Source organism: Methylosinus sp. sav-2 (genome assembly GCF_004366495.1).
Taxonomy (GTDB): Bacteria; Pseudomonadota; Alphaproteobacteria; order Rhizobiales; family Beijerinckiaceae; genus Methylosinus.
The window spans coordinates 1-24,623 of the sequence record NZ_SOEJ01000016.1; the positions used below are offsets into that span (position 1 = coordinate 1).

14 protein-coding genes and 1 tRNA gene are annotated in these 24,623 nt (G+C 62.9%); 7 read left to right on the forward strand and 8 right to left on the reverse strand.

The window, feature by feature from the left end; translation table 11 throughout:
- Positions 1-219 precede the first annotated feature (219 nt).
- Positions 220-296: transfer RNA gene (locus EDE12_RS18470), tRNA-Met, on the forward strand.
- A 193-nt stretch (positions 297-489) separates the two neighbouring features.
- Here EDE12_RS18470 and EDE12_RS18475 read toward each other — a convergent pair.
- Together EDE12_RS18475 and EDE12_RS22315 are read right to left on the reverse strand one after the other, a co-directional pair.
- Positions 490-6,498: an ATP-binding protein gene (locus EDE12_RS18475; protein ID WP_026598226.1), complete on the reverse strand. Its 6,009-nt coding sequence runs from the start codon at positions 6,496-6,498 to the stop codon at positions 490-492.
- Between the two features lie 556 nt (positions 6,499-7,054).
- Positions 7,055-8,146 carry a hypothetical protein gene (locus tag EDE12_RS22315; protein ID WP_245275722.1) on the reverse strand — a complete coding sequence of 364 codons (1,092 nt, stop codon included), beginning with the start codon at positions 8,144-8,146 and terminating at the stop codon, positions 7,055-7,057.
- Between EDE12_RS22315 and EDE12_RS22320 the strand changes: the two genes are divergently transcribed.
- Positions 8,120-9,376, forward strand: coding sequence for a DUF3363 domain-containing protein (locus EDE12_RS22320; protein WP_245275723.1), 1,257 nt, complete (start codon positions 8,120-8,122; stop codon positions 9,374-9,376). The genes EDE12_RS22315 and EDE12_RS22320 overlap by 27 nt on opposite strands.
- Before the next feature lie 117 nt (positions 9,377-9,493).
- Here EDE12_RS22320 and EDE12_RS18490 read toward each other — a convergent pair whose 3' ends face one another.
- The 3 genes from EDE12_RS18490 to EDE12_RS22325 are packed head-to-tail and all read right to left on the reverse strand — an operon-like array spanning position 9,494 to position 10,331.
- Positions 9,494-9,724, reverse strand: a complete 231-nt coding sequence (locus EDE12_RS18490) for a type II toxin-antitoxin system HicB family antitoxin (protein ID WP_026598230.1) — start codon at positions 9,722-9,724, stop codon at positions 9,494-9,496.
- A complete protein-coding gene (locus tag EDE12_RS18495; RefSeq protein ID WP_026598231.1) occupies positions 9,721-9,963 on the reverse strand; it encodes a hypothetical protein in 243 nt (80 codons plus the stop codon). The genes EDE12_RS18490 and EDE12_RS18495 overlap by 4 nt, the downstream gene beginning before the upstream one ends.
- The gene (locus EDE12_RS22325; protein ID WP_245511944.1) at positions 9,960-10,331 is read right to left on the reverse strand and encodes a helix-turn-helix transcriptional regulator; all 372 of its coding nucleotides are present in this window, start codon (positions 10,329-10,331) and stop codon (positions 9,960-9,962) included. Before EDE12_RS22325 ends, EDE12_RS18495 begins: the two co-directional genes overlap by 4 nt.
- Before the next feature lie 93 nt (positions 10,332-10,424).
- On the opposite strand from EDE12_RS22325, the gene EDE12_RS18505 reads away from it, so the two are divergent.
- From EDE12_RS18505 to EDE12_RS18525, 5 genes are all read left to right on the forward strand, one after another.
- A complete protein-coding gene (locus EDE12_RS18505; protein ID WP_134188218.1) occupies positions 10,425-11,003 on the forward strand; it encodes a hypothetical protein in 579 nt (192 codons plus the stop codon).
- Between the two features lie 157 nt (positions 11,004-11,160).
- Complete coding sequence (locus EDE12_RS18510; RefSeq protein WP_036290551.1) at positions 11,161-11,517, forward strand: type II toxin-antitoxin system RelE/ParE family toxin; 357 nt, start codon at positions 11,161-11,163, stop codon at positions 11,515-11,517.
- Complete coding sequence (locus tag EDE12_RS18515; protein ID WP_026598234.1) at positions 11,514-11,810, forward strand: helix-turn-helix domain-containing protein; 297 nt, start codon at positions 11,514-11,516, stop codon at positions 11,808-11,810. The genes EDE12_RS18510 and EDE12_RS18515 overlap by 4 nt, the downstream gene beginning before the upstream one ends.
- Positions 11,811-11,825: 15 nt before the next feature.
- Positions 11,826-12,194 (forward strand): hypothetical protein, encoded by a 369-nt coding sequence (locus tag EDE12_RS22140; RefSeq protein WP_198029870.1) that lies wholly within the window; start codon positions 11,826-11,828, stop codon positions 12,192-12,194.
- Positions 12,195-12,212: 18 nt separating this feature from the next.
- Positions 12,213-13,979 carry a recombinase family protein gene (locus tag EDE12_RS18525; RefSeq protein WP_026598235.1) on the forward strand — a complete coding sequence of 589 codons (1,767 nt, stop codon included), beginning with the start codon at positions 12,213-12,215 and terminating at the stop codon, positions 13,977-13,979.
- On the opposite strand, the gene EDE12_RS18530 is transcribed toward EDE12_RS18525, so the two are convergent.
- The 3 genes from EDE12_RS18530 to EDE12_RS18540 form a co-directional block, all read right to left on the reverse strand.
- Positions 13,883-16,270 carry a penicillin acylase family protein gene (locus EDE12_RS18530; RefSeq protein WP_026598236.1) on the reverse strand — a complete coding sequence of 796 codons (2,388 nt, stop codon included), beginning with the start codon at positions 16,268-16,270 and terminating at the stop codon, positions 13,883-13,885. The genes EDE12_RS18525 and EDE12_RS18530 overlap by 97 nt on opposite strands.
- Complete coding sequence (locus EDE12_RS18535; protein ID WP_134188219.1) at positions 16,263-17,975, reverse strand: cyclic peptide export ABC transporter; 1,713 nt, start codon at positions 17,973-17,975, stop codon at positions 16,263-16,265. The genes EDE12_RS18530 and EDE12_RS18535 overlap by 8 nt, the downstream gene beginning before the upstream one ends.
- A 142-nt stretch (positions 17,976-18,117) precedes the next feature.
- Positions 18,118-24,609, reverse strand: a complete 6,492-nt coding sequence (locus tag EDE12_RS18540) for a non-ribosomal peptide synthetase (RefSeq protein ID WP_051592386.1) — start codon at positions 24,607-24,609, stop codon at positions 18,118-18,120.
- Between the last annotated feature and the right edge of the window lie 14 nt (positions 24,610-24,623).

Below are 24,623 nucleotides of genomic sequence, written 5' to 3' on the forward strand. Positions count from 1 at the left end.
CATCCCGAACTCGGCCGTCAAACGCTTCAGCGCCAATGGTACTATGTCTCAAGACCTGGGAGAGTAGGTCGTCGCCAGGCCTGCAAAGGGCAAAAGTTTCCTTATCTACGATGTGCGAACGGGGAGTAGCGAAGAGCGAGTAGACGGTTTCTATTCGCCTTTCGCTACTCCCCTTTCTCGTCTTCGAGCCCTCTCCCACAAGAGGGCCGCCGTCCTTGGCGCGGGGTGGAGCAGCCCGGTAGCTCGTCAGGCTCATAACCTGAAGGTCACAGGTTCAAATCCTGTCCCCGCAACCACTTCATACATAAATCAATCACCGCCCCGATCTGAGCGTCGGGGCGGTTTCTTGCTTTGTAGCGGAGAGATGTTTCAAAGTTGAAAAGCGCATTTTGCTGAAGTTCAAATCCCTCTCCATGATCCGCTGTCGGCGGAATGACCAGGGCCGGTGACTTACATCGCGCAGCGCGCAAACAAGCGCGTTTGGGAACATCATTCCGCGGCGATGATGAGAGGTTCGGGTGTCGCCGAAAACAGCGATCGGCTGTTCGTGCCGCTGCCCTCGCGCGCGGTGCGTCTGGTGGTCTTCGTATTGATCAGCAATGGACCAACAAACGCCTCGACTTGGGCGCGTCCGTCGATTGAGAGGACGATAGCCTGACCCTCTTCAAAGATTTCGGACTCGTACGTGTCGACCTGGTCGGTGCCGTCGATCCACCGCATCGTGGTCGCGACGATCGCCCCGGACGCGTCGTGCAGTTCGAAGGGTTTCGCCTTTGACCTGATCCAGCCGAGCTTGGACGCGAGGTAAGGGCAGATGGTGATCGCCGTCTCGCGCAAATCCCCGAAATAGGGCTGGAAAATCCGGCAGATCAGCTTTGACTCTTGTGAATCATACAGCGGTTGGAGATTGTCCAAGGTATGAAGTCGAGGCACGTCGTCGAGATCGATAGATGTGTCTTCTATGTCGAACACGTTAGGCAAGGTAAGGCGCGTGCTCTCGGCGTTCTCGCGCCACACGCGGAGTTTGTAGTAGCGGCGTTCCGCCAAGACAAAGCCTTCGGTCACGACCGACGCGTAGAGATCTTCTTCAGCGGCAGCGAGCCAAGCGTCAGCGTCGAGGCCGCCATATTCGCGTGAGGTGGTAGCCGGGCGATGCGCCCAATCTGGGCGCGCCTGGAACCGCAGATCGAAGTCCCTCAGCGAAGGACCGCCGATTTCGTCCCACAGCAATTCAAACACTCTGGGATCGACGGCGTCCGCGTCGGCCAATTCCTTGAGCACCATGCCGAACGCTCGCTGTGCCGCCATAGGCTGGAGCTTGCGCCACGTGAGCATCAGATGAAGCCTGCGCAATTTCCCTTGAACCCAGGTTTCGGCTTCTGGACCAAACTTTTCGCGTCCGCCCAGACGCCGCAGAAACTCAGCGCAGCGCCGCCGCAGCGTCTCCATCGGCACCTCGGTATGATCCGCCAAGACACGGAAAGCGAACCGCAGCATGGTCGTTTGGGTCCAGGGATCGTCCGACCACATCGGCCGAGCGCCGCTCATCACGCCGGGCGGAAGATCAAACTTCTCGGCTTCGGGCGTGCCGCTCGGCGCCAAATCATAAAATGTCGGGAGCTTGCCTGGTGGCGCTGCCGGATGTGCCACCTGGAAATGCTTCAGAGCGCGCTGCGCCAGGTTCGAGACGACGAAATCAGCGTGCTCAACGCCGCGGCGAGCTTCGATAAGAAGCGCGTCTTTCAACGTAGCTTCGCGGCGCAGCCGATAAGCGAGCGCAATGGCTTCGCGGGAGCCGTCGGGTTGGTCGTGCAGCAGTTTGAACACGGTTTGCAAGACCGACGCGCCCCCCGGCAGAGGCGCGATCGTCAGCATCGCGGCACGCGCATGATCGAGGACGTCAGGGCAGTGGAGGGAATACGCTTCGGCGATCAGCCACGCAATGATATCGCCGTGATTTTGAACGCTAGCGTCCGCCTCGACCGGCGGCGCCAGGCGAAACTCTCTGTATTGGCGCAGGTGAGTTTCCGTCTCGGCCCACCATTCGACGTAGGGATGATCGACGCTCACGCTTTCAAGAACATCGTCGAGGTTGAGGAACAGCGAGCTGCCATACGTCTGACCGCTAGACAGTTCATCGATGAGTACATCGAAACCTTTCTCGCGGCCCTGGTCGCCGTCGAGTGTGATACGAAGGGATTGGAGCTCGAGCTTTTGACCGCCCATGAACGACGACCAATGTCCCGACTGTGCCGCCTTTTCCGCCTTGGCGAAAAAGGCCCTCGCCGCAGCGGTGTCTCCTGCATTCAGCACAGCGCGCGCGCAGGCCGCCATGAACTTCGCGTCCTGCACCAGGCGAGGGCGCTGGGTGATGAAGGTTTCGATCTCCGCCTTTGTCGCCCCGCCCGCCAGACGCTCGGCAGTGCGTGCGTAAAAATAGTCAATCCCGTCGCCATACTTGCTCGTGCCGTCGCCCTCGGCGAGCAGCTCCGACAGGGTTGTCGCATCGGATTCCTCGACGCTGACGCCTTTCTCGGCGCTTTTGTCTTCGGATTTGCGCTGCAGCATATCTCGATCTGCGACGGCGGCGGCTTGGGCGTTCGCAAATCGAGCGGCAAGATCGGGCGCGGCGGAGCTGATTTGCTCGAACAAGGCCAGCCGCTCAGATGGCGGGCAATATATCGAGGCTTGCTCAACCAGGCGATCGATCGCGGCGGCGCGATCACCGGACGGCATCGCAGCAAGGCACGCGGCGACAGCACGATCGTTGCGCGCGGTGACGTAGGGCACGACGAGTTGAGCAAAAACGTCGAGCGCAAGCACGGCAAGATCGCTCCGTTGGGCAGCGACCGCGGCCAAAACCCCATCCACGATTTCCGCCCATGAAGTCAGATCGCTAGCCATGAGGCGGCGCGCGACGCCGCCCATTACGGCGGGCGAGGTCGCGGCGCCCGCGAGGAGATCGCCGACCAAGCGCCGGGCCGTGTCGTCGCCTTCGGTTTCATCCATGCCAAGGACGAATTGCGAGAACGTGATCGCGCGTTCACCGGCATTGGTTGGATCAGCGTCGCACGCCTTCAAATAAGACCAGAGCCAAAACTCGTACTGCGGTTCTTTCTTGGCGCGCAGCCAATACCCGAAGGTATCGATGTGCATGGCGTCGAGCGAGGCCTTCGCTTTGTCGTCCAATCCGATCTCGGCGTAGGCCTTGGCCAGCGACGCGCGAAATTCGACAACCTCGTGGGGCGTACGGTCCGACCGCGCTAGCGTTTCGACGCCTTCAATGCGCGCCTGAGCGCCGGGGGCGTCCCCGTTGATCTGATAGACGTTGGACGCCCAAACCAGGCGAAATGTCTCAGAACCGTGAAAATTGGTCCCTCCAGCGGCGATGAGTTCGTCAACCAGGCCGACAATGTCGGCAAACTGGGCGCCGTGAAGCCGTCGGGTGATGCGAGCGATCCGCTCGCCGATCACCGGGATCAAGCCGTGGAACTTGTAGGCGGAGAAGTCGCCACGATCGGGTTTCGCGTTGGCGAAATAACGGATGACCGTTTTGAGGGCCAAGATATCGCCGTCGTCCGCCTTGGTTTCGATCGCGCCACGAATGCGGCCGAGCTCGATGACCTTGTCGTCGAGACCGTTGAAGAACGGGTTGTCGCGGCCGCGCGCGCTGTAGCGCGCGGGCGTCAACAAGATCGTGCTGAGCGCGGTGCGTTCGTAGATTTTGCTCGCGAACTCGCTCAAGGCGTCGCCTTGCGACCCGCTCTCCTCCGCTCCGATCGAAGGAATTTCGATGTCCTGCATCAGGCGCTTGGCAAGATCGTCATCGCCCAACTGACGCGCAACGCGCGCGCCGTAGGTTTTCCAATGCGCGTCAAGCGTCGAGAAATCGCGAAGCGCAGCGATGCTTCCGAGCAATTGCTTGGCGCGATCGAGGTCGTTGGCCGCGCGCGCTGCGTCGGCGGCGGTGATGTAGAGATAGTGCTGATATTCGTCGCGGAGTTTCAGTTGGATGCAGAGCGTTGCGATGTCAGCGTCTGGTTTGTCTTTGACGATCCCGCGTGCGACGCGATAGAGGAGGCCCTGCCGCATGAGATCGACATCCTCGTAATCATTCGCCGGTATGCGCTCGATGATCGAGACCAGCCGTTCGATCGGACGAAAACGTTGCGCACGTTCAATCCAATCGCCCGCCGTGTTGATGCCGCTGCCGGAGTGGAATTTGTCTACCCCGAAGAGCGCTTCGAGCGGCTCGTTTGCATCCAGGACGCGGCGCGCGATCGCGGCGTGGCCGTCTTCCCAGAGAACGTCGACCAGTCGGAGCCAACCCTCGCCAGGCGTGTTAGCTTCAAGGGCATGGTGGATTGCGAGATCGACGTCGCCGAGGTCGAGAAACAGCCCCACCATGTCGAGTTGGCTCACGGCCTCGCGCCGATACTCGACTTCCTTTTCGATAAGCAGCTTGTTGAGAAGGATGACGCGCGAACGCGTCGGCTTGACGGCCGCATAGGTCAGCCGGAGATCGACGTCAATCTCGCTCCTGGGTCGAAAAAGCATGAGCGAACGACGGAAATATTCAGGTGTCGCAAGCGCGAGCACAGGGTCTGTCTCGCCCGCGCGCGCGCGATAGCGCAATTCCATCCAATGCTGCGCGTCGCTCTCGTCAGCTGCGGCCGCGATTCCCGCGAGGCGCTGGTTGAATTCGACCTCGAGCGCAGGCTCGCGTTTGCCGAATCTGACTCCGGTTTGCGCGACCACGAAGAGCCGAAAACTGTTGTGAAAAATCGATAGGCGTTCTTGGCCAACGCCCGACAGCAAGAAACCGGCCTTCTTGAGAACCTCTTCCACCGTCGCATTCGAATAGACGCCGGCGATTTGCGCGGGCGTCAACCCGCCATCGGCGCGCGCCAGCAACCCAAGCGCGGCTTTAGCGGACTCATCAGCCGACAATCCGATCCAAACGCGCGCATAGATTTCGTCCAAGCTTCGACCGAGGCCATCCGTCGCCGAGAGGATGTGTTGCGCCTCGCTCGCGGACGTAACCGGCTTCAGCGCTTCGACGAAGTAGCGGGCCGTGAGAGGATGGCCCTCGGAGGCGGCGAGAAGGCCGTCGCGATCGACGTAGTCTGGGAGGCCAGCGTCGTTGGCCATGGCGAAAATGGCCGCTGGCGGCAAGGGCGTGATTTCGACACGGCGGTCCGCGCCTTTAGCCTGCTGAACAATCGATGCTTTCAAGTCGGCGAGGTCGAGCGTTTGGGTGCCAAGCACGAACAGCACGCCGTCGGGAACGGCGTGGGCGAGCGGCAATTGCTTGAGGAAGCTTTCGCGCGGATCTTCTTCACGCGGAACGTGATCAAGGCCATCGATGACGATGATCGTCTTGCGCCCGGTCTTGGCGTATCGCTCGCTTGCGGTTTCGAGCTGGTGCGCCAATTCCTTTCGCTGGCCCGCCAGGTCATCCAACGCGTAACGGCTGCCGCCGAGATCGAGGCTCATCAGCTCGGCGATCAGGTCGTTCAGAAATTCACCGGCCTCGGCGCGCCCCAAGCCATGGCGCTGATTTGGCACGAACGCGAGATAGCGTGCGACGCCATACTCGGACGTGTTGAAAAGCGCCGTCTGAAGCAGAGTCGACTTGCCCGTGCCGGGCGGCCCAACCAGACTGATATACCCGCGCGACTGCTGGCTGATTTTCTGAAGCAGTTCGTCGCGCGTCGCGTCGTTGTCTTGAAAATCGTCGGGCACTGGAAACTCGTGCACATTCCGCTGGATGACTTTGCGCCAGCCGAGTTCGCGCACGAGGTCTGCTTCGGAGAAATACGCGCCAGTCTTCCGTTTGATTATCAGCCGCGGAATGAGCTGGATAAGCGCTTCGACGCGCTGGCGCTCAAGATTGAAGAAATTGGAGGCCCGGTTGCGCATCAACTCGCCATGATCGAGCAGCTCAAGCGCGTTGAGGAACGCGCAGAACTCGTCTTCGCTTTGACCGGTCAACGCGCGCATCTCTTCGAGCTTCGCGCTCCAGGGGGCAGCTTTAAGCTCGGCGACGGTAAGGTCGTCGTGAGCTACGAACCGCGCAAACTCGGCGCTGTGTTTCTTCTGGTTCGAGCCCGTGTTGGCCAGCGCGGTGTCGTTTTGGCTGAAATAGCCGCCGAAAATGTAACGCAGCTTGACCGGCCGATCCGTGAAACGGGCCTTCAGCCTGGCCCAGGACGCGGCGATGTCCTTGATCAACGCGTTCGAAATGAGCGCGGTGTTCAAGGCGACAGATTGAACATCTTCTTGGCTTTTGACCTGGGTGGCGACGACGGCCTCGCCGGCGTGCAAGACCAAGTCGTCGAAAATGCCGGCTTCGGGCTCGCTAATGGTGATGCCGCGAAACGTTCCGTCGTTCATAACGCGGAAGATTTCGCAGGCCGAATATTCGTACTGCTTGAAGTAGCCCACGATCGCCGTTTGCTCGCCGGCGGCGGAGTTCTTTTTTTCCTGCGCGTCCATGGGACAATTCTAGCACAATTTCGCCGTCAGCGCGCCTGCGCTGGGGTTGGTTCCGCATCGCCAACAGCTATGTAAGTTCGGCTCGCGGGGAATACACCGGCGCGGAGTATTCACCTATATGCCGTCGGCTGCGGCGGCACGCCCTTGCGCATGTCCGTGTAGCCGAGCGCCAGATGCACCTTCACTCCCGCCGGAACGATCACCTTGGCGCGATCTTCCCGCTTTCGACATTCGTCCGAACGACTTCGGGATCGCTGCCAATAGGTGCGAACACGCGTCTTCCGTCGCTCAATTCGATAGCCGTCATCCCGTCAGGCGCCTGCATGAGGTTCTGCAGAAGATGCGCGGTCGCCACGCCGTTCGGCAGCGCAACGGGCGCAAGTCGAGCGCGCTTCTTCTGCGCAAACCCGACATGCCTCTCCCAAAGGATGTGCAAAGACCAAACGCTACAAGGCGGCGATTAAGACGGCGGCGATTAAGACGGCAAGATAAAGCGAACTGACGTTCGCGCCTCGCTTCGCTCGTAAAGTGTTGTCTGCACATTGGTTTTTGCAGCCTACAAATGCGCAGGCATGGCGCCGTGCGATGTGCGCCGGCTTCCGATCAAAGAGAATTCATGCTTGTTTTCAATGTCATAGACGCCGGCATTGAGGAGGCGCGACGTGGCATGTCCCGCCGTTCCTACGCTGGAGCGAGTGTTTTTGCGATCCACTAAGACTGACGCTCGAGTGCCATTGCGCAGACTGATTTCGGCGCCGATCATTTCGGAATGGCGAGCGACGACATAGACAATTTTCACGTTAGACCCGGGCGGTCCCGAGCTGGCGGAAGGAGCGGCAGTCCGCGCTCGCTTTCCTTCGTCCGGCAGGTCGAGATCGCTGTCCAAAAGGCCGGCGGCGATCCGGGCCGGATCGGCCGAGGTCCGGCGGCGGCTAGCGGCCGGAAAGGAGAAGGAGGCGGCCGGTTCAACGCGCGGGGGCGAGGCGCGAAGGTGGCGGCGTCGCTGCCGAGCGACGGCGGCGGCTGGCAGCGCGACTCCGCCGGACGGTTTCGATCGCGTCGCGTCGTCGTCAAGGCGCGCGTCGTGAAGCTCAATCCACAACGCGGCTCTCATAGTGCGAAGATGCGCGGCGCCGCGAGCAAGGCCGTCGACGCCCATCTCCGCTATCTCGAACGCGATGGCGTCACCCACAACGGCGAGAGGGGCCACGCCTACTCGGCGATCGAGAATGAGGCGGACGGCCGCGCCTTTGTCGAGCGCGGACGCGACGATCGTCATCAGTTTCGCTTCATCGTCGCGCCGGAGGACGCCAGTGACATGGCCGACCTGCGGGGCTTCACCCGCGACCTCATGCGGCAGATGGAGAAGGACCTCGACACGGGCCTCGGCTGGATCGCCGTCGACCATCACAACACCGGCCATCCCCACACCCACATCATCGTCCGAGGCGTGCTCGACGACGGCCGCATCCTCAATATCGCCGGCGACTATATCGCTCACGGAGTTCGTCACCGGGCGAGCGAGCTCGTCACGCTGGAACTCGGCCATCAGAGCGAGATCGAGCTTCAGACGAAGCTCGCGAATGAAGTAGCGGCGGAGCGACTGACGCGGCTCGACAAGATGCTGATCGCCGAGCAGCGCGAACACGGCGTCATTGATCTCAGGCTCGGGGAAGGCGCCTCTTATCTCGTCCGAGAGAACCGGGCGTTGCTGCTCGGTCGCGCGCGGCGTCTGGAACGCTACGGCCTCGCCACCGAACTCGAGACGGGACGGTGGACCATTTCCGACCGCGTCGAGCCGATGCTGAAAGAATTGGGAGCGCGCGACGAAGCGATCTCGACCATCCGTCGGGCGCTAGCCGGTCACGGTCTGGCGGACGAGCGCGGCGTCGCGCAATATGCTTGCCACGGGGAGACTGGAAAGGAGCCGATCGTCGGCCGGGTGCTGGCCAAAGGGCTGGCCGGCGACGAGATGAGTGAGCGCGTCTACCTCGTCGTCGACGGCGTCGACGGACGAGTCCATCACATGGAGTTCGCCGATCCGACCCGCATCGAGGAAGTCGGCCGAGGCATGATCGTCGAAGCCGCGCCCGCCGTTTCCGGTCCGAGGCCGGCCGACCGCAACATCGCCATCGTCGCGGAGAAGGACGGGGTCTACCGACCGAGCGCTCATCTCGAACGCATTCGCGAGAGCTTCGAGCGGCAGGGCAAGGACCCGGACGCATTCGTTCGCTTTCATGTCCGCCGGCTGGAGGCGCTGCGCCGGGCCGGGCACGTCGAACGCGTCGACGCGGACCATTGGCGCGTGCCGACGGATATCGTCGAGCGCGGCCAAAGTTATGATTTGGCCCAGGGCGGCGACGGCCTTCGCGTGCGCACGCTCTCGACGTTCGATCTCGAACGGCAGATCGCGAGCGACGGAGCGACGTGGCTCGACCGCGAACTCGTCGCCGACAAGCCGATTCCGTTAGCAGAAGCAGGCTTCGGTCGCGACGTGAAGAATGCGCTCCACCGGCGTGCCGAACGGCTGGTGGAAATGGGCCTCGCCACGGACAACGGAAAATCCATCTCCGTCCCGCGCGGCGCCATCGCTACGCTGGAGCAGCGAGAGGTGGAGCGCGTCGGCCGTCAGATGGCCGCGGAGCGCGGCTTGTCGTATTCGCCGAGCGGGCCGGGCGAATATGTGTCGGGGCGGCTGGCTGGCGTCGCCAATCTCGCCAGCGGGCGCTTCGCGATGATCGAGGATGGCCTCGGCTTCCAGCTCGTGCCTTGGCAGCCCGTTCTCGAAAAGCGCATCGGCCAATATCTCAGCGGCGTTCACCGTGACGGCGGCGGCATCGAGTGGGATCTTGGTCGCAAACGCGGGCTCGGGCTGTGACGGAGCCGCTCCGTTTCATCGTGTCGCCCCAGGCGCGCGAGGCCAGCCGGTGATGAATCGGCGCTATCGGCGCGCCGTGGTTGAGAAATGCGGCGCCGTGAGCGCGTGATGCGCTTGTCAACTCGCGAGCGCCAGATGCCGGGACGGCTCAGGAACGGCGTGGCCGAGGTCCTTGGCCGCCTCGATCCACGCAATGACCGCATCGCGCGCGTTGGCCACGGCTTCTTCCGGCGTCTCGCCGTCCGACATGCAGCCCGGCAGGTCCGGCACGATCGCGACGAAGCCGCCGCCGTCTTCCGCGGGCAGAGGCTCCACAATGAGCGGGTAGTCGGTTGGCTTGGTCGTCATGGCAGCATCCTGACCGCATCGATGAAGGCGACGAGCTTGCGGATATATATCGCCTTGATCGGCCGCTTGAAAGGAATCGTCAGCTTTTCCGCGAGCCGGGGATGCCCGACCTTATAATGCGAGCCGCCGCCGCGCGCTGGCTCACATAGGACGCCGAACTCTCGGCATAGCGCCGCCGCATCCTCTATGCGCCAGTCGGCCGCCGGGTTCCGCCGCATGTCTTCGAGCCGCCGGCTCATGGCTGTTTCTTCCGCAGCCTCACGCCGGGCCCCTCGCTATTTTCGTCGACAAAGATGACGCCCGCCGCTTCGAAGGCGGCGCGGATCGCCGCGAGCGTTGAATGAATCGGCTGGCGCGCTCCCCTCTCGAAATCGACGACAGTTCGTGCGGCGACCTTTGACGCCGTGGCCAAGTCTTCCCTCGACCATTCGATAAGGGCGCGGGCGGCTCTGCACTGAGCAGAAGTAATCACGATTAGACCCCAGTTGCAAAATTTATGTTGACATGCTTCGCGAGATGTTGCATGTTTCGTGCGCACAATGCCACTGAACGCCCATAAAGCAACGCCAGAAAACCCCTTTCCGGCGAACGCCCGAGGTTTGCCCATCACCAAGGCTCGGCAAAACCGCGGTCTTGCAGGACCATGAGGAAGCCCTCGTGCTCATGCAGTTCGTAGCCCGGCTAATGAGGAATTCGGATCATGGCTGAACCCGAGATTACCACGCGTGCGCCTTCTTTCACCCGAAGGACCCTGATGGTCGCGAGCGTCGGCGCTGCCGTGCCGGCGTCTTTCGGGGAAATCGCGTCTCTCGACACGTCGCGTATAGAAGCGGCCGACGCGGCAATGTCCATGTGGACACAATGGAGGGCAGCCCAGGACGCCGCCGACGTTCTCTGCCAGAAGCAGCAAAGCTTGGAAACCCAATTGATGCGGTTGATTCGTGGGTCCTGCTCAATCGACAATTTTGATTGCGCCGAGGCGGACCGCGCCGCTCAGGAAGAGGATGAGCGCGCCCGCTGGGCGGCCGCCGATTTGGCTGTCGGCTACTCCGAAGCGAAAAAAGAGGAGGAGCGAGCCGTGGATATAGCGAAAGAACTCGCCGATGCGCTGGCGGCCACGCCGGCGGCTTCCGTCGCAGGCGTGGCCGCCAAGCTCCACGCCGTGCTCCGCGCGGGTGAATGGTGCGAGAACTGCCCCGAATTTCCCTGGCCGCAGGTCCGCTCGGCGCTGACCGACCTGATCCGGATCGGTTGCCTCGACTCGTTTCCCGAGTTTTGAAGCGGCTGGTGCCGAAGATGTTATCGCAAAATTTCGAGCTGCCACTCCTCGGCCCGGAATTGTGGTGAGGCGCTTCAATGCTGACAAAGGAGGAGCACCTGACTCATTGGATCATATTTCCGGTTGCCTAGACTGACTCATTGGAGTAGTGTCCATCATGGCTCGAACGGCTCCGATCAGCGTCGTCGAAACGCCGGAGTTTCTGTCGGCGACCCGCAAGCTCATGAGCGACGAGGAACGGGCGCTTCTGGTGGATTATCTCGCCTACAATCCGACGGCCGGCGATCTGATCCCCGGAACGGGCGGCGTGCGGAAGCTGCGCTGGGGATTGGAAGGCCGCGGCAAGCGAGGCGGGGCGCGGGTGATCTATTTCCACCACGACGCCGGCATGCCGCTCTTCGCGCTGACCGCTTTCGCCAAGAATGAGCGGGCTGATTTGAGCCAGCAGGACCGCAATGACTTCCGGCAGCTTACGACGCTGCTGGTCGAGGCATTCAAGAGGAGAACGCCATGAGCAAGGTTGCCGACAGCATCCGGCGCGGGCTCGAGGAAGCGGTGACCTATGCCGAGGGCAGGGCGGACGAGAGCGCCTATCGCGTCCATGTGCCGGAGAAGATCGACGTGAAGGCGATCCGCACACGCCTGGACATGACGCAGGAAGAGTTCGCGGGCCGGTTCGGATTCAGCGTCAACACGCTGCGTCATTGGGAGCAAGGCTCGCGACAGCCGGAAGGACCGACCAGAGCCTATCTTCTGGTGATCGAGCGCGCGCCCAAGGCAGTTCAGAAGGCTTTGCGGGCCGTGTGATGCGTGTAGAGTGTTTTGGACGCCTACGCCAGAATCGCCGTTCGCGAGTATTTTTGCGCCGCCATACGACGAACGGATTTTCTATCTTCTCATCCTGAACTTGCCGCTGCTTCATGCCCGTTTGATTTCGGAAAGAAGGCGAGCGACGGCATGGCGGATGACACGGAATCCGAGCCGGACGACCTCATACCGGCCAACGACAATCGAGGTCCGGACGGCAAACGGGATGAACCGAACCGAGAGACACGGCGACAGTTGGATCAGGTGGCGCTCACCATCGCGCGGCTGATCGGACGACGGATCGCGCGAGAGCAGTTCGCGGCGCTCGGCGCTGCGAACGACAATAGGCCCAAAAACGCGCAGAGCGCGGAGGACGAGGAATAGAAGGAACGGAGACCGCCCATGACCCGCGTCGCGCTCTATGCCCGCTATTCGTCAGACAACCAGAGCGAAAGCTCGATCGAGGACCAATTTCGCCTTAGCAGGGAACATGCTGGGCGCGAGCGATGGAAAATTGTGGGCGCCTATCACGACGCCGCCCTCTCGGGTTCGAGCATGATCCTGCGGCCCGGCATCCAATCGCTGTTGCAGGACGCGCAGCGCGGCCAGTTCGATGTCGTGCTGGGCGAGGCGCTGGACCGGATTTCCCGCGATCAAGCGGATATCGCCACGTTGTTCAAGCATCTGCGCTTCGCGGGCGTTTCCATTATCACTCTCGCGGAGGGCGAGGTCAGCGAGCTTCACGTCGGCCTGAAGGGCACGATGAACGCCCTGTTCCTGAAAGACCTCGCGATGAAGACCCATCGCGGTCTGCGCGGCCGAGTGGAGAAGGGCAAGGCGGGCGGCGGCCTCTGCTACGGCTATCGCGTGGCCAAGAAACTCGACGCCAACGGCGAGCCGATCCGAGGCGATCGTGAGATCATCGCGGAAGAGGCGGCGGTCGTCCGGCGCATCTTCCGCGCCTTCGCCGCCGGCAAGAGCCCGAAGGCCATCGCGGTCGAACTGAATAAGGAAGGCATTACCGGTCCGTTGGGCCGCGCCTGGGGCGACACCAGCATTCGGGGTCACGTCTCGCGTGGCTCCGGCATCCTCAATAATGAACTTTATGCCGGCGTGCTGGTGTGGAACCGGCAGCGTTTCGTCAAAGACCCGGCCACTGGCATGCGTGTCTCGCGGCCGAATCCGGAAAATCAGTGGATCAGGACCGAAGTGCCGCATCTCAGGGTCGTGGACGATGATCTGTGGCAGGCGGCGCGGAAGCGACAGCAGCAAATCTCGGCGATCTTCGGCCCCAATCCGGCGACCACGCGGGAAGGGCGGGCGAAGCGGCTACATCTGGCCAACCGGCCTATCTCCCTTCTTTCCGGCCTTCTCACCTGCGGATGTTGTGGCGGCAAGATCGGCATCCTGACTCCCGGCCGCTACGGCTGCCTCAACCATCATCGTCGCGGGACGTGCGACAACAACCGCACCATCCCCCGCGAGAAGATCGAGGCGCGCGTGCTGGCGGGGCTGAAGGACCGGCTTGTGTCCTCCGACGCGGTTGCGGAGGCTGTGCGCGCCTATGCCGAAGAGATGAACCGGCTGAACCATGAACGGCGGGCGCAGGCCGAGGTCGACAGCCGGACGCTTCAGAAGATCGAACAGGGGATAGCCGGCATCATGACGGCGATCGAGGACGGCATGTACCAGCCATCCATGAAGGCGCGGATGGAAGACCTCGAACGGCAGAAGGCGGACATCGTCGCGCGCTTGTCGCAGGCTCCGACCGATATTCCGGACGTGCATCCAAACATCGCCAATGTCTATCGGCTTCGCATCGATCGCTTCACGGAAGCGCTCGACGATACAGACGACGGCAGGCAGGCGGCTGAAGCGCTACGCTCGCTCATCGGCGAAATCGTGCTGACGCCCGGACAGAAGCGCGGCGAGGTTCACGCCGAGCTACGCGGCGAGCTGTTCGGCATCCTCGACTTCATCAAAGCCGATGAAAAACAACCGGGAACGAAATTCATGCCAGCGGTCGCAGCGAGTCCCCGCAACCAAGAACGACGACTGTCTAATTCACGGAATTACCGTGCAGGATTCAAAATCATCCTGCCGTCGAAATTTGTGGCGCGAAACGGCCGCGACCGTCCGGCGACCCAGTCCATCTCCCTGTCCGCATAATGCGGAGATCCGAACTGCCCAGATTGGCCGGCCGCCATCTGCATCAAGCCCTCCGACTCGCGCCCCGGCGCGACGACCATGCGCGCATTTGCTCCCGAGCTCTTGCCCGCATCCGCAAAGTAAAACCGGACACATTGCCTACATCCCGCAACGGGAACGCGCGGCATGTTCAGAACGGGAGCCAGCAACGGCGTCGCGGCGGCAAGCGGATGACGGATTTCGACCCTGTTCGCCTCTCCCCACCGAAGATCGTCGACAGGACGGCGTCCATTGGACTGCGCCAGACGCCGCGCGCTCTCCCTCAGCACGGCGCGCAAAAAATGCGGCCAATCGTGATGCGTATCGCGATCCGGCAAAAGTTCGGCCCGTCCGCTGTCGATAATGCGTTGTACGGGGACGTCCGCATTGCTCCATTCATAGACGAAGCCCGGCTCCAGCGCGCGGCATCGCGCCAAGAGCGGCGACAGAACGGCGTCGATCAGCGAGTTTCGGAATTCGACGATCAGCGGCAACCCGAGACTATTGTCCTCCGCGCGCCCGTCCCAGGTTTCGAGCGCGTGGATCAGTGCGGCGGCGTCTTTGTCGCCCTCGCTCTCGGGAGCGTTCAATGCGCGCCGCGCCAGAGTCTGATAATAGCGGTAGAATTCCGTGGAGGCGTCGAGTTGAAGCGCCGCCATGTCGCTCTCGTCGATGCGCGAAGACTCGTTCAGGCGCTGGTCGATTCGCCAGGCGCGGAAGCCGCCCGAATAGTCGTGGCCGATCTTCGGCGCGAAATCGGCGGCGCCGAGCATGCGCTGATTGGCGCTGACGATGTAGCCGGACGCGGGATCGACGATGCTGGGCAATTCTTGTTGTGAATAATAGCCGTCCCAACCGACCGAGCCGTCATCCCAAAATTCGGCGAAGAGGCCGCTCAGACCGCGTCTCTTTGGGATTTTCCCCATCAGCGTCCACATGACCGAGCCGGAACTGTCCGCAAGAAGAGCATTGAGCGGTGGAACGCCCGCGCCGCGCATGACCGGCGCGGCCTCCGCGGCGGTCGCGACGCTGTCCATGTCCATCAGGTCGAGATTGGTTGCGATCGGATCCAGCATCGTCCACCGGAGAGCGACCTCCTCGCCGAGAAGCGGCTCGGGTAGAACCGGCCCCCAGATCGTCTCTTTGACCTGCAGCACGATCTCCGGCGCGCCGCGCACGCCGATGCGCTCCACACGCGCCGAAAACTCACGCGCGCCATCGGACGTGAGATATTTCGACGGCTCGGCCGCATCTCTGCGCAGGCGGGCCAAATCGGCGAAATCGCCCTCGACGCTGGTCAGGCCCCAGGCGACGCGCCCATTCGTCCCCGTGATCACCATCGGCAAGCCCGGCAAGGTCAAGCCTTCCACCCGCCGTGAACCATAGGCGAGGTCGGCTTGATACCAGATGTTGGGCGTCTCGAGCGACAGATGCATGTCATTGGCGAGGATCGCGCGGCCGTCGCGCGTCTTCCCCCGCGCAACGACCCAGCCATTGGAGCCGCGCGGCGCACGTTCGTTCTGAACCAAGCCCGCGCTTCTCTCGCGTCCTCCCGCCTCGCGCATCAGCTGCTCTATCTCTCGCGCCGGAAGCGCGCCCGGCGTGCAGCGTTCGGGCGTTCGTGGCGCGAGCATCTCATTGTAGCAATCGCCGTCCGGCGTCAGGAAATCGACGACGGCCTCGGGCAAGGCCGCGCGCATGACGCTGGCCGCGCGCTCTTGATCTGCCGAATAAGACAAATCCGCCAGATTCAATGCAACCAGAATGCTGTCCTGCAGACGCCATGGCTCCGGCGCATACGCTAGAACAGTAAACTCCCAAGGCCATGCCAAAGCGTCGCGCATCGCTTGATTGACGCCGGCCGCATAGGCCGTCAGCGCCGCTCCCTGTTCGGCGGGAAGCTGTCGCAAGATGGCGCCTGCGAGACGTTCGAACCCCATCGCGCGGCTCCAACTGTCGTCCTTCACCAAAGCAGAGCCGAAAATCTCAGCCAATCGTCCGCCGGTCTTGCGGCGGAGCATGTCCATCTGAAACAGGCGATCGCGCGCCGTCGCATAGCCCAGGGCGGCGTAGGCGTCGGTTCGGCTCGTTGCGCGAATATGCGGAACGCCGACCGAGTCGAACTCCACCACGACAGCCTCGCCGAGCCCCGGCACAACATGCGAGCCGCCCTCCCAGGGGAGAGGCAGACGCACGACTCCAACGAGTGTCGCCGCTCCCGCCAGCAGAGCGGCGACGATGAGAACGCCCGAACGACGCATCGCCTTACGCATGTTGCAAGCGCTCCTCGCGATCGGCGCGAAATGTTTCATCGGCTCTGGAAAACGCCTCGATCTGTCCAGATGTCATGTGGAGCACGCGGTCGGCGAAGTGAAAATAGCGGTCGTCATGCGTGATCACGATGACCGTCTTGCCGAGCGCTTTCAGCTCCGGCAAAAGCTTGCGATAGAACAGCTCCCGGAACGGGGGATCCTGCTCGGCCGCCCATTCGTCGAACAAATAGAAGGGGCGATCCTCGACATAAGCGGTCAGCAGCGCCAATCGCTTGCGCTGTCCGCGCGACAGATCCACCGTGGAAAGCCGTCCGTTCTCGATACGCAGCTTCTTGTCGAGATCGAGAAGCTCCAACAGTTCCTGCGCGCGCTCCTGCGCTTTTGCGCCGGCATAGCCCAGCAACGAGTCGAAAATAAACGCGTCCGCGAAGACAGCGGAGAAATTCTGCCGATATGCCTCGCGATTGTCATGAGTGACGAGCGTTCCTCCCAGCCGAACGGCGCCGGCGTCGGGTGGAAAAAGACCCAGAACGAGCAGAGCCAGCGTCGTCTTGCCGCTGCCGTTGCCGCCGGTGACGAATATGAGCTCTCCCGGCTCGATACGAAGCGTGATCGGGCCGAGCCGATATCCCACGTCGTCATTCTCGCTCATATATCGATGCGTGACGCCTTCGAGCTCCAGAACGCCGGGCCGCGACTGGCGAAACGCCAGCGGCGCGTCAGCGGCGACTTCCGCCTCCGCCGTCAGACGCAAGCCCATCGCTTCGATGTTGCGTAGGGCTACGACGCCCTTGCCTATGTTGGGCAGCCAGCCGCCGACCAAGGATAGAGGGCCTCCGAGGAACAGGATCGCGAGGGTGAAGCCCGTCAGCGTCTCGGACGACGCTGCTTGAAAGCGCGGAACGACGAAGAGAACGAGACCGAGCAATAGATAGAATAGCGTTTCAGCCCAGCGGTCGATCAGGACGAAAATCACCAGCGCTTTGATTCTCTGCGTCTTGAGCGCGCCCGCCGTTTCGCGCAATTCATCGTCCAGAAAGGCGCGCCGGCGCCGCGCGTTCATCTTCAGCTCTTTGCCGCCTTCTGTGGCCGCGCGGAAATGATTGAACATCGCATTTTCGGTTTGCCGCGCCCGTTCCAGCCATCGCAAGGCCCATTTTTGCGGCGCTTGCAGACCGACGATGCTGACGATCACATAGATCGCGGTGATGAGAAAAAGCGGAGGCGACAGCATCCATAGATAGACGAAGACGGCGACGACCTTGGAGCCTTCGATGAACAGAGCCGGCAATACCTCCTGAGCGACCACGACGCTGTCGATATCCCTCGTGAGCGCGGCCATCAGGCGATGCGCTCCCAGAGCCTGCGCCTGACGCAGCGGCGCCGCAAGAATGCAACGGCTGAGCCACAGACGAAGGCTGTAGAGATTTTCCTGGGCGATCCGCGACAATAGGATCAGCGAGACGGCGCTCGACGCGAGCGCGACGAAGCAGAGCGCGAAAAAGCTGGCGGCGAGCTCGAACGTCCCGCGCCCCCCGCTTTCGAGCGCATGAGTGATGAAGGTCAAGAGCCGAGCGCTGGTCACGCCTGCGATCAGCCCGGTCGCGATCGACAACGTCAAGGCGGTCTTCGACGCCGCGAACACGCGCCATAAATGCAGAGCGGTTGCGCGCGGCGCATCCATTTCATTACCTCCATCACTCATGCGCCGCTCCGAGCTCTCTGCGCCAATTTTGCTCGCCGGCGCGCCGGCAGCGCGCCGACGGAAGCCTCGACCCGCAGGCGACCATCATCGAGGCGGACCAATATGCGTCGAGAATGGGTCTCGCACATGAGCTCCATGGCGTTCATATTTCGAATTCTTCGAAAGCGGCGGCCGACGAAGCTCGATCGCTGTGGGATGGGTTCAGCGCCTTCATCAGATCCACGGTCTCCGCGAGGACCGCGAGCCTATCGTTCCGATACACGAGAGAAATCGGCAGACTGACATTCAGCATGTTCGACACGCGCGCGACCAATTGCATCACGGTGAGCGAATGGCCGCCGAGCTCGAAGAAACTATCGTCGACGCCGACGCGCTCGACGCTGAGCACATCGGCGAAGATGCGGCACAACGTCTCTTCCGTCGGCGTGCGCGGCGCGACATAGTTCCGGCGCGATTGCGCGTCGGGATCGGGGTCCGGCAACGCCTTGCGATCGAGCTTGCCGCTCGCCGTCAGCGGCAGAGCCTCGAGACGAACGAACAGCTGCGGAACCATATAATCCGGCAGCTCCCGCCGCAGCGCTATCTTCAGCGCGCCAAAGTCCAGCTCATCCTCGCTCGTCACATAGGCGGCGAGCCGCTTGTCGCCCGGGCCATCCGCCCATGCGAGCGCAACCGCCTCGCGCACGCCAGGAAGACGTTGCAACACCGCCTCGATCTCGCCCAGCTCGATGCGAAAGCCGCGGATCTTCACCTGATGATCGAGCCGCCCGAGGAACTCTATGTTCCCATCCCGCCGCCAGCGCGCGAGATCGCCGGTGCGATACATACGCTCCCCCGCGACGAAGGGGTTCGCGACAAAACGCTCGGCCGTCAGATCGGCGCGGCCGATATAGCCGCGCGCGAGGCCGACGCCGCCGATGCATAATTCTCCGGCGACGCCGACCGGAACCGGCTCGAAGCCCGCATCGAGAATATAGAGCTGAATGTTCGAGATCGGCCGGCCGATCGGCACTCGCTCGCTATCGTCGTCCGGCGCGCATCGATAGGCGCTGACGTCGATCGATGCTTCGGTCGGGCCGTAGAGATTGTGAAGCTCCGCCGCCGCGGCGGCATGAAAGCGCCGCGCCGCCGCAGCGGGAAGCTCCTCGCCGCTGCATATCACTAGCCGCAGCGAGCGCAGCGTCGCCATGTCGACGACGCTCGAGAAGGCCTGCAGCATCGACGGCACGAAATGCAGCGTCGTGACGCTATGGCGTTGGATGAGCTCCACCAGCCGCGCAGGCTCGCGATGATCGTCCGGCGCAGCGAGCGCGAGGCGCGCGCCGGCCTGCAGCGGCCAGAAAAACTCCCATGCCGAGACGTCGAAGCCGAACGGCGTCTTCTGCAGGACCGTATCATCGGCGGTCAGGCCGTAGCGCTTCTGCATCCAATCGATGCGATTGACCACGCCGCCATGCGGCGCGGCGACGCCCTTGGGCTTTCCTGTGGAGCCCGATGTATAGATGACATAGGCGAGGTTCTGCGGCGTGGCGCGGCGACCGAGCGCTTCGGCGTTCTCGTGCGCGAACTGCTCCCGATCCGCGTCCAGTCGCAGAAGCGGCGTCCCCACAGGAAGACGCTCCGCCAGACGCTGCTGCGTCAGCACGAGACGCGGCGAGGCGTCGGCGATCATGTAGGCGAGACGCTCGGACGGATAGTCTGGATCGAGCGGCAGATAGGCTCCGCCCGCTTTCAAAACGCCGAGCAGTCCGACCACCATCTCCAGCGAACGCTCGACACACAGGCCGACGATCGCTTCCGGCCCGACGCCGAGTCCGACGAGGTGGCGCGCCAGCCGGTTCGCCCGCGCGTTCAATTCGCCATAGGTGAGAGCGTCGTCGCGGAAGATCGCCGCCACAGCGTCGGGCGTGCGCTGCGCCTGCGCCTCGAAAAGCTCATGGACGCACAAGTCGCGCGGAAAATCCGCCGAGGTGTCGTTCCAATCGAATATAAGCTCACCGCGTTCCGCGGCGGTCAGAATATCGAGCGCCCGTATCGGCGTGGCCCGCGCCTTTTCGAGAGCGCTCGAGAGAGCGTCGAGAACGACTCGCATGTAATCGCAAATTTTCGCCGGATCGATGGATTCCGCGGCTTGGACCGTGAGCAGAAAGGCCTCGCCGAAATCATCGACAGAAAGCGTGAGCGGGTAATTCGTGCGCTCGTCCGCAAAGATCAGCTCAGCGCCCTCGATAGCAGATGAGCGCGCGTCGTCAGGATCGCTGTGACGATAATTCAGCAATGCGGAGAACAATGGCGTCGGCGCCGTCACCTTGCTGCATCGCTGCGCCAAAGTGAGCGACGCATGTTCATGCTCGAGCAAATCCGCCAGCAACAGATGCGCGTTTCGCGCGCAATCGACGACGCTTCCTTCCCCGAGCTTTATCCGCATTGGTAGAGTGTTGATGAAAAGCCCGAGAGCGCGGCCGCCGCCGCAGCTCATCCGACCGAGCAGCACCGAGCCGAAGACCACATCCTGACGCCCCGTCAGCTTGCCGAGCATTTGAGCGAAAGCGAGATGGAACAGGCTCGCCGCGCTGACGCCGAGCCTCGTGGCGCTATCCCTCAGACACTGCGCCAGGCTCGCGCAAAGGGCGAGCTTCGCCTCCGCGATAGCGCCATCGCCTTGGATGTCCACGAGCCCGAAGGGCGCCGTCGGCTCGCTGACATCTCCCAGCAGAGACGTAAAAAACGCTTCATGCCGCGAGGCGCTTACGCCCAAGCGCGCTTGCGCCACGAAATTCCGGAAGGGAGTCGGCTCCGACGCAAGATGGCTCTGCCCCGACAGATACGCCTGCACCTCCGCCACGAGGAATTGGAGGGTGGCGTGGTCCAACGCTAGATGATGCGTCAGGAGGAGGAGGAGCCAACGGCTGTTCTCTTCGTCATGACCGACCACCGCCCGCATCAGCGGCGCCGTGCGGACGTCGAGACGGGTATGGCGAGGATCGAAACGCGCGCGCATCTCCTCCGCAGACTCGACGTTCACATAGTCGACGTTCAGCGTCGCGTGACGCCAAACGACCTGCATCGGCTCCGGCAGCCCCTCCCAAAGGACCGCCGTGCGGAGCACATCGTTTCGCTCGATCATCGCTCGCAGCGCGTCGATGAAGCGTTTCGTCGCCTCATGCGACTGAAAGGCGAGCTGGACCGGCATGAGATAAGGGTCGCCGTCGGCGCTCATCAGATGATGAAACAATATGCCCTCTTGCAGCGGCGCCAACGGATAAATGTCCTGAATATTGGCGGCGCCGCCGGGAACGGATCGAACGATGTGATCGATGTCCGCTCGAGAGAGGCTTGCGAGCGTCACCATCTCCGGCGTGATGTCGCCGCCGGCGCTCGGGATGAGATTCGGCGGAACGATCACTTCGCGCCGGTCGTTTAACGCAAGCGCCAGAGCCGCTGGGGTCGGCGCGACAAATAGCATGCGGGCGTCGGCGCGCACCCCGCGCCGGCGCAACTGGTCGATCACACGGACCGCTTTCAGCGAATGACCGCCGAGCTCGAAGAAATTGTCCTCGACGCCGACGCGCTCGATGCCGAGAACATCCGCGAAGACGCGGCACAAAGTCTCTTCTGTCGGCGTGCGCGGCGCGACATAATCATGCCGCGGTTGCGCGTCTGGATCAGGATCAGGCAGCGCCTTACGGTCGAGCTTGCCATTGGCCGTCAGCGGCAGCGCCTCCAGACGCACGAATAGGCGAGGGATCATATAATCAGGTAGCTCTCGTCGCAGCGCTGTCTTCAACGCGCCGATGTCCAGCTCCCCCTCCCCCGTCAGATAGGCGACCAATCGCCTATCGCCCGAGGCGTCCGCACGCGCGAGCACGACAGCCTCACGCACATAAGAACGCAGCGCCGTCTCGATCTCGCCGAGCTCGATTCGAAAGCCCCGGATCTTCACCTGATGATCGATCCGCCCGAGGAACTCGATATTGCCGTCCGCTCGCCAACGCGCGAGATCGCCGGTGCGATACATCCGCTCTCCGGGCGCGCCGAACGGGTCCGGCACAAAGCGCTCCGCCGTGACGTCGGGGCGACCGAGATAGCCGCGCGCCACCCCTGCCCCCCCAATATACACTTCCCCGGAAACGCCCACCGGAACAGGCTCCAGCTTGTCGTCCAAAAGGAAGATTTGCGTATTCGAAATCGGACGGCCGATCGGCGGATTGCGCCAATCCTCCTCACGCAAGCGAATGTAGCTGGAGTAGGTCGTGCATTCCGATGGTCCGTAGAGATTGAACACGCCGTCGAGACTCTCGCGGCTCCCCAAGGATTCGGCCATGGCCGGCGGAAAAGGTTCTCCGGCCAGATTGACGATCCGGACGGACGGCGGAAGCGCGTCGATCCTCAAGAGCTCCGCCATGGCCGACGGCACTGTATTGATCAGATGCGCCGCGTATGCTCCGGCCACCCCCGCGATCTCGAGCGCGTTTTTCACAACGACCACGGCGCCGCCGAAGCTCAATGGCAGAAACAGCTCGAAGACAGACAGGTCGAAGCACAAGGATGTCGACGCCAGCATCGTCGACGCGCCGGGACGAATGAAAATGTCCTTCGCCCAATGCAGCATCGCGGCCGTATTGACGTGAGCGATGGCGACGCCCTTCGGCTTTCCTGTCGACCCCGAGGTATAGATGACATAGGCGAGATTCTGCGGCGTCGCGCGGCGGCCGAGCGCTCCCGCGCCCTCGTCCGCGATCAGCTCCCAATCCGCGTCCAGCCGCAAAATCTGCGTCCCCGCCGGAAGACGCTCCGCCAGACGCTCCTGCGTCAGCACCAAGCGCGGCGATGCGTCGGCGATCATGTAGCCGAGACGCTCGGACGGATAGTCCGGATCGAGCGGCAGATAGGCGCCGCCCGCTTTCAAAACGCCGAGCAGTCCGACCACCATCTCCAGCGAGCGCTCGACACACAGACCCACGATCGTCTCCGGCCCGACGCCGAGCCCAACGAGATGGCGCGCCAGCCGGTTCGCCCGCGCGTTCAATTCGCCATAGGTGAGACAGTCATCGCGGAAGATCGCCGCCACAGCGTCGGGCGCGCGCTGCGCCTGCGCCTCGAACAGCTCATGAATGCACAATTCGCGCGGAAAATCCGCCGACGTATCGGTCCAATCGATCAACAGCCGCCGACGTTCTGGCTCGCTCAGCATCGGCAACGCCCCGATGCGCGCCCGCGGATCGGCGACGATCCCTTCCAGCAACCTGCGATAATGATCCGCCATGCGCGCGATCGTCGCCGGCTCGAACAACGCCGCGGCGTATTCGATCGATGCGATCGACCCGCCCTCGACCTCGGCGAGCTCCAAGGTGAGATCGAACTTCGACGTTCCGCTGTCCGCCGCCAGAGTCTCGATCCGCAGACCGGGCAGAGAAAACACCCGCGCCGGCGCGTTCTGAAAGACGAACATCGCCTGAAACAACGGGCTGCGGCTCATGTCGCGCGCCGGCTGCAGCTCTTCCACAAGACGCTCGAAGGGAAGATCCTGATGCTCCTGCGCGCCCAGCGCCGCCTCTCGCACTCGCCCCAGAAGCTCCACAAAGCTCGGCTCGCCCGAGAGGTCCGCGCGCAAGACCAGCGTGTTGACGAAAAAGCCGATCAGCCCCTCGAGCTCCACCCGACGCCGATTGGCCGCCGGCACGCCCACGCAAATGTCCTTCTGCCCGCTGTAACGCGACAGCAGAAGCTGAAACGCCGCCAGCAGAAGCATGAACAGCGTCGCGCCCTGCTCCCGGGCCAGGCCCTTCAGCCGATCCGCGACCGTCGCCGGAATCTCGAAACGATGCATGCCGCCGGCGGTGTCCTGAACCGCCGGACGCGGATGATCGGTCGGCAGCTCCAGAACCAAGGCCGCATCCGACAACGTCCGCCGCCAATAGGAGAGCTGGCGCTCCAACAGCTCGCCGCGCAGCCAGTCGCGCTGCCAGGCGGCGTAATCGGCATATTGGATGGGAAGCGGGGCGAGTGGCGACGGACGGCCGGCGATGCGCGCATCATAGAGCGCGGCGAACTCGCGCATCAGCACGTCGGTCGACCAGCCGTCGGACACAATGTGATGCAGCGTGAAGGCGACCACATGCTCGCGAGCCCCAGCCGCATCGCCGACGCCGAGATCGATGACGAGGACGCGCAGCAGCGGACCCTGCGTCAGATCGAACGGGCGCCGCGCCTCCGCCTCGACGAGACGCCGCGCCTCGGCGGCGCGCGTGTCCGCTTCGAGACTGCTCAGATCGACGATGGGACAGGCGAACTCCAGCGAGGGCGCGACGATCTGAACCGCCTCGCCATCGACCACCGAAAAACGCGTCCGCAACGTCTCGTGACGCGCCACGATCGCATTCACCGCCCATGAAAATGCAGAGATGTTCAATGCGCCGATAAAGCGAAACGCGCCGGCGTTATTATAGGCGGCGCTCTCGGGTTGGATGAGGTCGAGCAGCCATAGGCGCTGCTGTGCGTAGGAAAGCAGCTTCTTTGCGCCGCAGGAGGCCGCGATCGGACGCTCGAATTCCGACTCATCCTTCAGTCGCGTCCGCAACAGCTGCAATTTTTCAGGAGAAAGGCGCGACAAGCGCTCGACCAGCTCAGCCATTATCGTTCTTCCAG